The organism is Marinomonas sp. FW-1, from assembly GCF_005222245.1.
GTDB classification, from domain to species: Bacteria; Pseudomonadota; Gammaproteobacteria; order Pseudomonadales; family Marinomonadaceae; genus Marinomonas; species Marinomonas alcarazii.
In genome coordinates, this window is the sequence record NZ_CP025987.1 from 3,301,460 (window position 1) to 3,314,042 (window position 12,583).

Genomic DNA, 12,583 nt, shown 5'->3' on the forward strand with positions numbered 1-12,583 from the left:
AAGCGCATGACAATCAAGACGCCAAACACTTTAAGCATGCAGCAAAAAGACCTATTGCTTGATGCGACCAGCACTATTGCACCGCATTGGCCACTGGATAAGCTCATCGCGGTCAATCCACTGTGGTCATTGGTCAACAAACCTTTTGATCAGGTCTCAGATGAGCTATCCGCCTTGGCTGGCATCAAAACCCATTTGCCTATTGCCTCTTATCGCACTTGGTTTGAAGAAGGTCGAATATCACAAGATAGCCTCAGCAGAGCGGCGCACCATTATGAAATCGACATGACGCCGCACGCATTGCTTGAGCACCTCACTCAACCTAGCGTCGCCCCAACGCCATGGCGCAACATTGCCGATCTTGCTGACCAACAAAGGCCCGCTAACAAAATGTCATGGCATGACGAAATTACCCATCAGGTCAGCCAATTTTGCGCGGCTCATTATCAGCAACAGAGCCCAACACTGAGGCAACAAAACATCGACAACGAGCTAGACCTTTACAGTCACTGGCTAGAAGTCACCAATGAAGACAAGGGTCTCAGCATTATCATGGGAGAAGCCAAACTCACTCATTTCTTCCATGATTTACCTAGCAGCAAAGACGAGCTATTTGCGTTAGCGCTCGAAGAACTCTCGCTGGATGATCAAGCACTGCACTTCTATGCTCAGGCATTGTTGCTGGACATTAATGGCTGGAGTAGCTACTTAGCCTACTTGAATTGGTCCAAGGGAGATAACAACGAAAACTTAGCGAAAGAAAACCATGTAGAGTCGCTTCTGGCCATTAAAATGGCTTGGGAACTGGTTATTTGGCGTTACCTAAAACACACATCATTAGCCTTACACGACGCAATAGAAGCAAAATGGTCCGCTCAAAAAAGCGCCATTCCAACGCTAATTCAAGCACATCACGATGCGCTTTTGGCATCCAAGGTCTGGGCCCTGGCGTTGGAATACAGCGAACAAAGCGCCTTAGAGCAGACCCTGACGTCTGCTAAACCGCCATCCATCGAACCAACAACACCAGAGTTACAAGCGATTTTTTGTATCGATGTTCGTTCAGAAGTATTTAGACGTGCTCTGGAAAAACAATCGAATAAGATCCAAACTCTCGGCTTTGCCGGTTTTTTTGGCTTACCTATCGAATACAAAGCGAAAGACAGTCACTATGCACGACCACAGCTTCCCGGTTTATTAGCGGCCTCTATTACTGCCACCGAATTAACAAGCGATAAACATCATGTTAACCACCAGCAAAAAGAAGCCCGTTGGCATCGTTGGGGACACGCTGCACCAGCGTCGTTTTCCATGGTCGAGTCCATGGGATGGTGGTACGCCTTTAAAATGTTCAAGCAAACCTTATTTTCTAAAAGACAAGAACACCCAGCCAATCGCCTAGCGCCAAGCACTGGCTGGCAATTAACTCAGCAAGGTGTCGCTTTAACCGATCAAGACAAGGCGGATTTAGCAAAAGCCATTTTAGACAACCTCAACCTGACAACTTACGCGCCAATCGTCATGTTGGTTGGTCATGGCAGTCACACCAGCAACAACCTTCATGCGGCAGGATTGGAGTGTGGCGCTTGTGGCGGACAAAGTGGCGAAGTGAACGTTAGAGTCTTGGCATCGCTATTAAATGACAGCAAGGTTCGTACTCTACTAAATAATATGGGCGTCAATATTCCTACCGATACCCAATTTGTCGCCGCGCTGCACAATACCACCACAGATCAATTGACCTGCTTTGATACCAATGGCTCGAAAGACATCAACAGCACATTGGCAAATTGGTTTGAACAAGCCCAATTTTTGGCGCAACAAGAGCGTGCTGCAAAATTAGATTCATCCTTACTCAATACATCTGACCAACAACGCTCGAAGGCTTTTACCAAACGCGCGAATGATTGGTCACAAGTGAACCCAGAATGGGGGCTTGCCAACAATCACTCTTTTATCATCGCGCCACGCCAACAAACACGTCACCTTGACTTACAAGGCCGCAGTTTTCTTCACGATTATGATCAACATAATGACCCCGACTTCAGTATTCTAGAGCGCATTCTGACCGCGCCTATGCTGGTCACTCATTGGATCAACATGCAATACAACTTATCAGTGACCGATAACTTCAAATTCGGCTGCGGTAATAAAGTCTTGCACAATGCCGTTGGTGGCAACATTGGCGTGTTTGAAGGCAACGGCGGGGACTTGCGAATAGGGCTTTCTATGCAATCCCTAAGCGATGGTGAGAAATGGATGCACACACCTGTCAGACTTGCGGTTTACATTGCTGCACCAAAAGCCGCTATTGCTCAAATCGCAGCCAAACACGACATCGTCAGCCAACTGATCGATAACGGCTGGCTGTATTTGTTTCAATGGGAAGGAGACAACATTCAGCGATTTTTCCAACTGCAGTGGCAAGCCGCTGAATAAAAGACCTCAAGCCACAGTGGCACGAAGACGTACCACTGGACGCTCGTCGATTAAGATATGAATCAGCGCCGTCACCAAAGCAATAATACACGCCGCCCACCAGACAACATCATAGGAACCGGTCTTATCGTACAAATAACCGCCCAACCAAACACCGCTAAACGAGCCCAGTTGATGACCTAAAAACACTATGCCGTACAACAAGCCCATGTAACGTAGGCCAAACATTTGCGCAACTAATCCCGATGTCGGTGGCACAGTCGCTAGCCAAAGCAAACCAGTGACTATAGAAAACACATAGACCGATATGTCTGTCATCGGCAATGTCATAAATAGAGCGATCGCCAAGGCCCTAAGCGCATAAATAATGGTAAGTAGTTTTTTCTTCGAATACTTACCTGCCCAACTGCCAGACAACAAGCAACCAAAAATATTAAACAGGCCTATTAACGCCAAACTGGCGACCGCAATATCAGGGGAAAAACCTTGGTCAGATAAAAACGCTGGCATGTGAACCGTGATAAAGGCCAATTGAAAACCGCAAACAAAAAAACCAACCACCAAAAGCCAGTAATGAGAGTAAGCACTGGCTTCCCGCAAAGCTTCTTTCATGGTTTGAGAGGCCTCAACTGCTGACGAATTCGCCGCTCCGCTTTCTTTTTCTAGACGAAATGGACTCGACAATAGCACCATCATCAGCGCACATACGGCCAACAACATCAATGCATTGCTCCAACCATAAGAAGCAATAAAGTCCTGAGCGATAGGTACGACCAACAACTGACCAGCAGACCCAGCCGCACTACCTAACCCCAAAGCAAAAGAACGTTTTTCGGGCGACACCATTCGAGCCATCGCAGGCAATACAACACCAAAGCCTGTCGCTGCGATGCCCATGCCCATTAGTACGCCTGCGCCCATATTAAGTCCTAATACGCCATCAGCACCGGCAGTGACATACAAGCCCAACGCATACAAACCAGCCCCAATGAACAAGGTTTTTAAAGTACCGTAGCGATCTGCAAACGCTCCAGCAATAGGCTGAAACAACCCCCAACATAAATTTTGCAAAGCCAACGCAAAGGCAAACACTTCTCGTCCGTAGCCAAACTCTTGGGAAATGGGCGACATAAAAAAGCCCATCGATGAACGCAAACCAAAGTTCAGCGCCAGCAAGAGGCAGATAAGACCAATAGAAACACTGAGTAACTTCACAGGACGCGACATGAAAGCTTTCCTTACTAAAAGACAAATCACAGAACAATGACTTTCATAGTATTCATGACAATCTAATAAGTCGAGCTGCTCTACTTTGTTTGAACATAAAAAATGCCCAGCAATGTCATTGCTGGGCATTTAACGTGTTTTTAGACTCACGATGGAACGATTAATCTAAGGGACGATAAAAACCTGTCACCCTATCGTTAAAATTAAGCGTATCGGCGAAGGCTTTTAGTTTGTTTAACGTTAAGCCCGACGTCAGCTTATCCATTTCACCCAAATAGCGAGCATCACCATACAGTATTTCGCTCAATTCAAGACGATGTACCATAGTAGCGTCAAACGCTTTTTCTAAACGATTTTGTTCAACCTCTGCGAAAGCAGCCTGTATTTCTTTTGCCCATTCTTCTGTCACTATGCTTGGTAATTCAGATAGCACGCTTTTGGTCATCTCGGCCAAATCATCTAATCTTGCTGGCGAGCTCGAATATTGAATTTTTAGCTCAGCGCGATCAGTGTCTTTATTCAGTTCCAAACCCACTCTGACACTGTAAACACCTTGAACCTCACTACGTAGACGCTGCTTTAGCTGCGCTTCTAACCGCTCGCCTAAGTAAGTAAGTTGCAGCGCGGCAATAGGCGACCAAGGCACTGATTGATACGCATACAGACGATATTCAGCTTTCGGTTCTGGGTTCAAGGAGACATCGACTATTGCCTGACCTGCTTGCTGTACAACAGGCGCCGTGTCATAACTCGATTGATCATACGAGGACGTGTCACGCGGAATATTCGCTAAATACGCCGCCACTAAGTTTGTCACTTCCTTTTCAGGCAAACGAGAAACCATAAAGTAGTGCACTGGCAAAGCGACTTGCTTATGACGTATTTGATCTAACTTCTCTAACGACAAAGGCGTTAAATCAGACAAAGCTAGAGCCGCTTGGTCTTTCCCAAAGCGAGCTTGAGCCAAGCGTCGAGAAAACGTTTCAATAGGACGAACAACGTCTACACTCGCGTTTCGCTTCAAACTTGCCATGATGCTGTCATACACATCTGTATCAATATTCGGCGTGACTTGATTTACCCTGTAGGCACCCAACAACTTATCTAAGCCATGATTCTCAATAGACCCTCGATAAGCCAGACTTTGTGCTTTTTGTTTAGAGGACAAGAACACATTATTGTCTTTACGCCACTGCTGAAACTCTTCATCTGTCCAACCGTAAATCCCCGTGGCATTCGCCATTTGCACCGCAATTTGCTCCGCCCATGTTGAGCCTTGCTTTACGTTGTAACCTGCAGCTGAAACGGCGGTAAAATAACTTTTTGTATCACTGTCTAACGTTGGGATTTGATAACGATCAGCCAAAACACTTGGATCTAACAAGGTAAGCTGATCACCATTGGATAAAGACCAATTCGACACGCCCAATTCGGTGTTTCTTGATGTAAGTGATACAGAACCGCTGCTTGCCGTCTTAGGCAGAACTTTTATTGCCACGGTTTTTTCTTTCTCTAACGCTCCAAGCTGGTGAGATCTGGCCTTAGCAAAAAGAGCCTCAACAGATTCCGCTGTGCCTATATCAATATTTTTTCCGCCTACTGCTTGTGTATAGAGAATGCGATCTGGTGAAGATAGCCAGTGTCTCAAACGTGCATTCACATCGTCCAATGAAATGGTTTTTACCAGCTGCAACAGACGATCATTACTTTCTTTAGGATCGTACAGCACTTTATTAGAAGTCACTGCATCCACCATTTTAATCGACCAAATAGAACCGCGACTTTTCGCCGCGTCTTTATTACGTTCGGCGACCCTTTGCACTTTCTCATGAATCTGATCAAAGTCTTGCTGATAAAAGCCATGCGTCTTGATACGTTCTAGCTCTTGGATTAACGTTTTCAAACCTAGCGCATGGTAACCTTCATCAACATTTACCGAAAAACCCAGGATATCCACTTTTGGCGACACGGAGCCTTTAGTACTGGATAACACACGTACATGGTCTGGCAATATCTCTCTTTGTCTGCGAATTTGATCGGTTAACAAATTTCGTGTCATGTAATCAATCAAACCATCACGACGACTCTCATCCGTGTTGGACTGCTCATTTTTGAAACGGTACAAAAACGCCACTCGGTTCATTTTACTGCCAGGATCAGTCAGTTGACCTATCTTTAGATCAGCATCTAAAACGGGGTCTTTAGGATGGCGTTTAGGCAAGATTCGTTTCGGTTCTTCGCCAAATGTACGTTTAATTTGTTTCTCTAGCTCTACGCTATCGACAGGCGCATAAATTACCAGCGCCATATTATTAGGGGCATACCAATCGTGATAAAAAGAACGAAGCTGATCCGCGGGTGTATTCCTGATGGTTTCTTGTGTGCCAATCACGGGGCGCTCGGGATACAAAGAACCAACCCGTAACAAAGCTTTTTTCTCATCATTCACTCGAGAACGATGACTCAACTTACCACGCCACTCCTCTTGAATAATTAAACGCTCTTTATCCAAGGACGACCCTTTGATCTTGGCGTGGAAGGCGATTTGCTGATAAATCCCTAACACAGTATTCAACTGCTCTGCTGTGGTGTTTTTCAAGTTCACCATATAGCGGGTATTTTCGCTTCTGGTCATGGCATTAAAATCACGGCCTTGCTTTAACCCCATATCGGTCAACGCTTTTCGCACACCATTTGGCAATCCATCACTTTCGTGAAAGACCATATGCTCCACCATGTGCGCCACACCCAACTGGTTTTCTTCCTCATCGATAGCACCAGAAAGCACCACCAAGTTGGCGAGCGTCAGACCTTTAGGTGCGTCTTTTTCTTGGCGTGAATCAAACAGGTAATAGCGAAAACCGTTTTCCAATTCACCGTGAACTACTCGCTTATCCCAAGGTAAAGCGTTGTCGTCTGCATGCACTTGGGCAGTAAGAGCAAGCAAACAAATCCCTCCAGCAATACTCAGAAGTTTCTGTAAAAAAAGCATAAAACGGCTCACAAAGAAGTTATTTAAAAACAGCCATAAACAAATGCTCGATAGAGCATTTGTTTATAAGAAAGAAAGGAAATAGGAAGATCATCGGCTTAAAAACGCATGCCAACTTCCATGGTAATTTTTCGACCAGATGTGAAAGTCTGTGTCGCTGTCGCCGAAGTTGAGGTAGTGGTCATCATCACCTGATCAAAGAGATTATTCACCTTCAGTTCAATATAGCCTTCACTCTCTTTCCATAAAGGCGGAGAAAAGCGCAGTTTGGTGTCTAACGTAACTAAGTCATCAAAGTCTTTGTCTTTGTAGACGGTCAGCTCTTTGCCATCAGCATCGGTGTAACTGCTAGAGGAATCAGACTTAGCCACCACACCACCACTTTTAACATTGACGAAATTACTCCATGTTAAATGCCAAGTAGGGATATTGGTTGTAGTACTTAACTTAACTGTAAATGGGATATTGTAATCCCAAGAAGGGAGGTCATTGTAGTTAATGACCTTGCCGTTGTAATAAACCTTTTCGTCTTCCTTTACTGTTTCATCATAGGCATTATCACTTTGAACATTCGATTTACTTTCTTGCCAACCTATAGAAAAGCTTGCTTTGGTAAAAGTATTAAAAATCTCAAAAGGGGTACGCTGTTGGAACGCAAGTTCAATGCTATTGTTACTACTACGTCCTTCATTGGTGTAATAATACAATTTATCATCTGAATTTTTCATACGCTGTACGCCATCTCGGCTCTCACGATTAACCAAGGTCAAAGAAGCATCCACAGGCCCCATTTTTTGGTCAACTCGAAACATAATTTCATCAGAATAAGGGGTTTTTAGATCATAATCAGAAAAATTCGAGTACTTTTTATCATTCGGCCTTGGGTAGTTATTTTTAATACTTCCATCAGAATTATACCTTGTTTGTGTATACCAAGATCGCATCTCATCATTAATAGCGTATTTCAAAAAACTACGCCCATAGTAACGGCTAGCGCCCGTAGTTAATCTTGTACTGCTGTCGCCAAAAACATCCCATTGTAAATTGGCTCGCGGAGAGAGGTTAAGGTTATCAAGCAAGGTTTCATTATCCGCTCGTAGACCTGCTGTTAATGTCCAATCATTAATTTCTACTTTATCTTGAATATAAACGGCTTTACTTTGATACTTTTTTGATAACTTATTAGCCGTCAATTTACCGTAAGTGTTTAAATATTCATCCCTTTCATCATGAACTCCATCACTGTTAGCATCATTACACCCAGAGGAAATTCCACCAGACAAACAAGCATATTGGAAGAATTCAGTACCACCAGTTTCATAGAGTGCATTTTTAAAGGCAAAATCAGCACCAATCGTTAAAGTATGCTTCGTTTCATCAAGAGTAACGGTGTCATGAACCCATTTTGTATTCACGCTAAAGGTATCTTGCTGCTGTAAAATATCACCAAAACCGCCTGAATAAGGCAGACCATTATAGAAGTTAGCCGTAGGATGAAAAGTGTGGATATTAGACTGGGAGTCCACTTCATCAAAAGATCGGTCAAACGCTGTATCAATACTTAGAGTACTATTATCAAAACGATAGTCGAAGTTATTCCCAACACCATAAGCCGTATGAGATTTAACAAAGGTATCGGCATAATCCGTTGACGTTAAGCCATCATGAAAACGATTTGAATAGCGAAGTGAAAAACCTAAATCAACTCTATCATTCAATTTTGCATCAATTCGCGCCATCATATTATCTATGGTGTCATTATAATAAATTGATTTAACCTCATCAGCACGATTTTCATATTGCTGTCTAAACTCAGAAGTTTTTCGAGAAATGGTCAAAGTAGAGCCGACTTTATCTGATAAGCTTTTTAAAGCTGTTATCGAATAGTTTTGTTTTTTATATTCCGGTGTATAAGCCCCATCTATACTGTCAGCTCCATAGAATTCTTCTGCTTCTTTCTCATCAAAATGAAATTTTTCCCATGCATCTTTCGATAATCCATATTTTATCGAAACAGAATCCTCGCCATCATAACGTTTAAGTCGGGCATCTATAACCCCACCCATAAAACCACCGTATTCCACAGGAATATTACTGCTATATACCTTGACCTGCTCTAAGGCATCGACATCCATGTAATAGCTTTGTGGGGAACTACCCGATAACGTAGATAAATTTGAATAAATAAAAGGGCGAGAATAAGTGTCTCCTGCGCTACTAGAACCAGGGTCGAAATCATTAGACGTATCAACACCATCAATCATAAAGGCGTTTTGATAAAATGCTTGCCCATGAATAGAAACCTCATCAGGGCGCATACTGCCGCTATTCGTAGAACTGCTACTTGAACGACTAAAGTTAACGGCTGTGTTGGTTCTAAGTAAATCCGTTAGATTTCCACCTTCCGTCGGCATGGCTTCAATTTCATCCAAGCCAATCGTCTGCACACCCACTTCTGCTCTGTTCTGCTGACCTTGCACCAACAATGGCGCGAGCGTTATTCCGTCACTGCCTTCAGAAATATAATTTGAATCAATTAATACAATACTTCGCCCTTCTCCAATTTCATAAGAAAGCCCCGTACCGGCCAATAACAAATCCAATGCTTGTCTAGCAGAGTAATTACCTTCGACCCCTTGCGTATTTTTACCTTGCAACAGCTGCCCATTGCCACCCAAATAGACACCAGATATTGCCGCAAAGTCGTTAATCGCTTTAGCTAGAGGTCCAGCTGAAATATTAAAACTGTAGGTTTCTGCCGAAATCGACTCAGCATACACTGTAGGTGTAAGCGCCATACTAACACCGCCAGCAAGTAACGTATTAACAAAAAACAATGACAAGACGCAGCGGCTGTTTTTTCGTCGCTGAGGTAAACCAAAAAGGGTCATGAAAACTCCGTAATAATAATACTTCTTATTACTATTACCGAACATAGGTAAGAAAAGGGGACATAAAAAATGCTTTTTTTAAAAATAATTTCCGTTAAGGCTAAGCCGCTGAAATACTCACCCACCAAGGCAGCGGACGCTGAACCCGAATAGGAAACGACTTAGACAACATAGATAAAACAATATCTAGGTCGTGATTAGGAAAGGTGCCCACAACTTGTAAATCGGCAATACTGGAATCAAGGTTGATATAGCCATAATGGTAACGGTCTATCTCAGCGATAAAATCGGCTAAAGACATGTCTTCAACAATCAACAACCCATTCCGCCAAGTGTCATATAACAAAGAAGCAGGCTTAGCCTTACTCATAGAGTACGCAGTAAAAGTCACTTCTTGCCCAGCCTGAAAGGTTTGTGCCACATCCGACTCTAATGGCGTAAGCGACACGATCCCCTCATACACAGCGAGAACCGTTTCAGTATCTGATAGCTGACGTACACAAAAGCGCGCTTGATCCTTGCCAACATTAACAACACCATCTCGACATGCTGCAGAAAAACCGTATCCCTCTTCCGCAGGCAGAGTTTGTATCATCATCTCTCCTGTCACGAGCGACACACTGCGGTATTGCCCATCAATAGATCGATTAATAGCGCTATTGGTGTTTAACCAAACCTGAGTACCATCTTCCAAATCATGGCGAGAAACTTGCCCAACCCGAGTATGGAAATCGGCCATCCACGCTGATGCCATACTTGGTATCGGCGTATGTTGCCAGCCAGTCCAGCCTAATGCCGCAACGCCTGTTATCCCCAGTACGCCCTTCATCAACTGACGACGACTCATGGCATGGCTATGCTCTAACACATAACTAGCGGACTGCTGGGTAGATTGAAAAGAAGAAAACATTGCGCCAACAGATTCAACTTGCTGCCAAGCCTTGCGGTGCCCTTCATCTTCATTCAACCAAGCCTGCCATGCGCGCAAATCTTCCTCTGCAACAGGTTTATCAGACAGCACTGCAAACCACTCTGAAGCGGCTTCTAAATGGGCATAATTGGACCGAGCAGAAGATGACATAGACGTTAAAGAGACCGATCAGATTTAAATAACAAACACTGCAACATGGCCTGTGCCATATAACGCTTAACCATTCTTTCTGAAACAGACAAACGCTCTGCTATCTCGCGATAAGTTAAGCCATGCAATTGGGATAGAATAAGTGTATTCGCTACTTTTTTAGGCAATTTAGCAATCATAGCGTCTAGCTCACACAGCAATTCAATCATCGCACTCGTATGCTCGGCAGAAGGCACGAATTCTTCTTCGCAATGTGCCAAAGACTCCAACCAAGCCTGCTCAACCTGCTTACGACGCCAATGATCAATATATAAGCCTTTCGCAATGGTACTTAGAAAAGCGCGCGCTTCGCCCATGCTCGAGAAGTACTTTGGCTTCTTGAGCAATCGAACAAAAGTGTCTTGCGCAATATCCGCCGCCAACTCATGGCAACCTAAGCGATTACGAATCCACCCCGTTAGCCATGAGTTATGCTCAGCATAAAGCTCACCAACCTGCTGGGATGTTTGACGCTCAGGATTCATGACAGCGTATGACCTCATTTAAATAAGAATATTCTTAAGAGGCGAGAAAATACTACAAATGAGAATCAATATCAACGAAACAAAATAATTAGGACAATAAAAAAGAGCAAGCGCCTGGCTTACTCTTTTTTATGAAAGAAACAAACACGTCAATCTTATAAAGTGGTGAAAGCGCCACCTTTTGCTAGGGCTTTTTGATAAGCCGGCAGAGCCTCTATTTGTTTAATAAAACGCGCAATATTTGGAAATTCAGTCATGCTCATTCGAGTACTTGAAGCCTGCAAAGGAAAGCTCATTTGTATATCCGCAGCCGTTAGTTCTTCACCAACAAACCAAGTACTCTCACCCAGAGTTTTTTCAATAAACTGCATTTGCGGGGTAATACGTGGCAGGATGAATTTCTCTTGAACTTTGCCAGAAATCGCCTTGGCAATCGGCTTCACAAAAAAAGGCATTGGACTTTCAGGAATCTTCATCATGACCAATTTCATCACTAATAACGGCATTAAAGAACCTTCAGCAAAATGCAGCCAATAACGATAATCCAGCAACGCCTTGCCATCCGTTGGTCTCAAACGCTTTTCCACATCATACTGATCCAACAAATACTCGATAATCGCTCCCGACTCCGCCACCGTTAAATCGCCATCCGTAATAACGGGCGACTTACCCAATGGATGGACCTTCTTCAAAGACTCTGGGCCAGAAGCCGTCTCCGGATCACGCTTATACTCGACTATCTCATAATCAAGCCCTAACTCCTCCAGCAACCATAAAATGCGCTGAGAGCGAGAATTTTCTAAATGATGAACCGTGATCATATAATCTCCTTATTGTCTTATCGGGAACGAACGTCGCTAATTCTTACAATACAGACTATACGCAATGAAACAAAAAAAAGATGACTGATTAATAATATAGCGTATTTAGAGCCCAAAAAAAGGCGAACCCGTTTATGGGTTCGCCTTGGGCGTTTGTTACACCTATCGGTTCAGGGAATCGAGTTTGTTACTCAGGCATGTTGGTAATAGCCGTATTCGTCTTCGTATTCTTCATAGATGTCACGCGGCATTTTCTTCTGCGGTCTCATCTTATGGAAAGCGGCTTTTAGGCGCGTGGCTTTGTGCTGTAATCGCTCGATACGTCGTGTCACGGTGCGACTTGTACGGCTAGCGGCACTGTCTATGGCACAATATAGATCCGCTTGTTGTTCACTAATTACCACTTCTTTCTGGCCATTGAGTTTAACCAGAACTTGGCAGTGTTTATCTTCACCACCTTTAGGACCGTTCACGTCGGTAAGCGTGACCGTCACTTTTTGAATATTGTCATAACGGGAATTCAAGGCAAAATTAAGACGACGTTTCACATACGCTTTTAGGCTTTTGGTAAGAGCTAGACGACGCGCTTGTACTTTGATTCTCATCTT

The 12,583-nt window shown here is 43.9% G+C and carries 8 protein-coding genes; 1 reads left to right on the plus strand and 7 read right to left on the minus strand.

Features of this window, described 5'->3' with window-relative positions; genetic code table 11:
* Nucleotides 1-6: 6 nt before the first annotated feature.
* A complete protein-coding gene (locus tag C1X04_RS15385) occupies nucleotides 7-2,439 on the plus strand; it encodes a YbcC family protein (RefSeq protein WP_137170398.1) in 2,433 nt (810 codons plus the stop codon).
* Nucleotides 2,440-2,445: 6 nt separating this feature from the next.
* On the opposite strand, the gene C1X04_RS15390 is transcribed toward C1X04_RS15385, so the two are convergent.
* The 7 genes from C1X04_RS15390 to C1X04_RS15420 all read right to left on the minus strand — a co-directional run bounded on the left by C1X04_RS15390 (nucleotide 2,446) and on the right by C1X04_RS15420 (nucleotide 12,580).
* Entirely contained in the window at nucleotides 2,446-3,666 is a 1,221-nt protein-coding gene (locus C1X04_RS15390; protein ID WP_137170399.1) for an MFS transporter, read from the minus strand.
* Between the two features lie 160 nt (nucleotides 3,667-3,826).
* On the minus strand, nucleotides 3,827-6,658 hold the full coding sequence (locus C1X04_RS15395; protein ID WP_137170400.1) for a M16 family metallopeptidase: 2,832 nt from the start codon (nucleotides 6,656-6,658) through the stop codon (nucleotides 3,827-3,829).
* A 98-nt stretch (nucleotides 6,659-6,756) separates the two neighbouring features.
* Entirely contained in the window at nucleotides 6,757-9,549 is a 2,793-nt protein-coding gene (locus tag C1X04_RS15400; RefSeq protein WP_175404959.1) for a TonB-dependent receptor, read from the minus strand.
* Between the two features lie 100 nt (nucleotides 9,550-9,649).
* Nucleotides 9,650-10,630, minus strand: a complete 981-nt coding sequence (locus C1X04_RS15405; RefSeq protein WP_137170402.1) for a DUF4880 domain-containing protein — start codon at nucleotides 10,628-10,630, stop codon at nucleotides 9,650-9,652.
* A gap of 5 nt (nucleotides 10,631-10,635) precedes the next feature.
* The gene (locus tag C1X04_RS15410) at nucleotides 10,636-11,172 is read right to left on the minus strand and encodes a sigma-70 family RNA polymerase sigma factor (RefSeq protein ID WP_254682278.1); all 537 of its coding nucleotides are present in this window, start codon (nucleotides 11,170-11,172) and stop codon (nucleotides 10,636-10,638) included.
* A 137-nt stretch (nucleotides 11,173-11,309) separates the two neighbouring features.
* Nucleotides 11,310-11,975 (minus strand): glutathione S-transferase family protein, encoded by a 666-nt coding sequence (locus C1X04_RS15415; protein WP_110576929.1) that lies wholly within the window; start codon nucleotides 11,973-11,975, stop codon nucleotides 11,310-11,312.
* A gap of 191 nt (nucleotides 11,976-12,166) precedes the next feature.
* Nucleotides 12,167-12,580: an HPF/RaiA family ribosome-associated protein gene (locus C1X04_RS15420; protein WP_110576928.1), complete on the minus strand. Its 414-nt coding sequence runs from the start codon at nucleotides 12,578-12,580 to the stop codon at nucleotides 12,167-12,169.
* Between the last annotated feature and the right edge of the window lie 3 nt (nucleotides 12,581-12,583).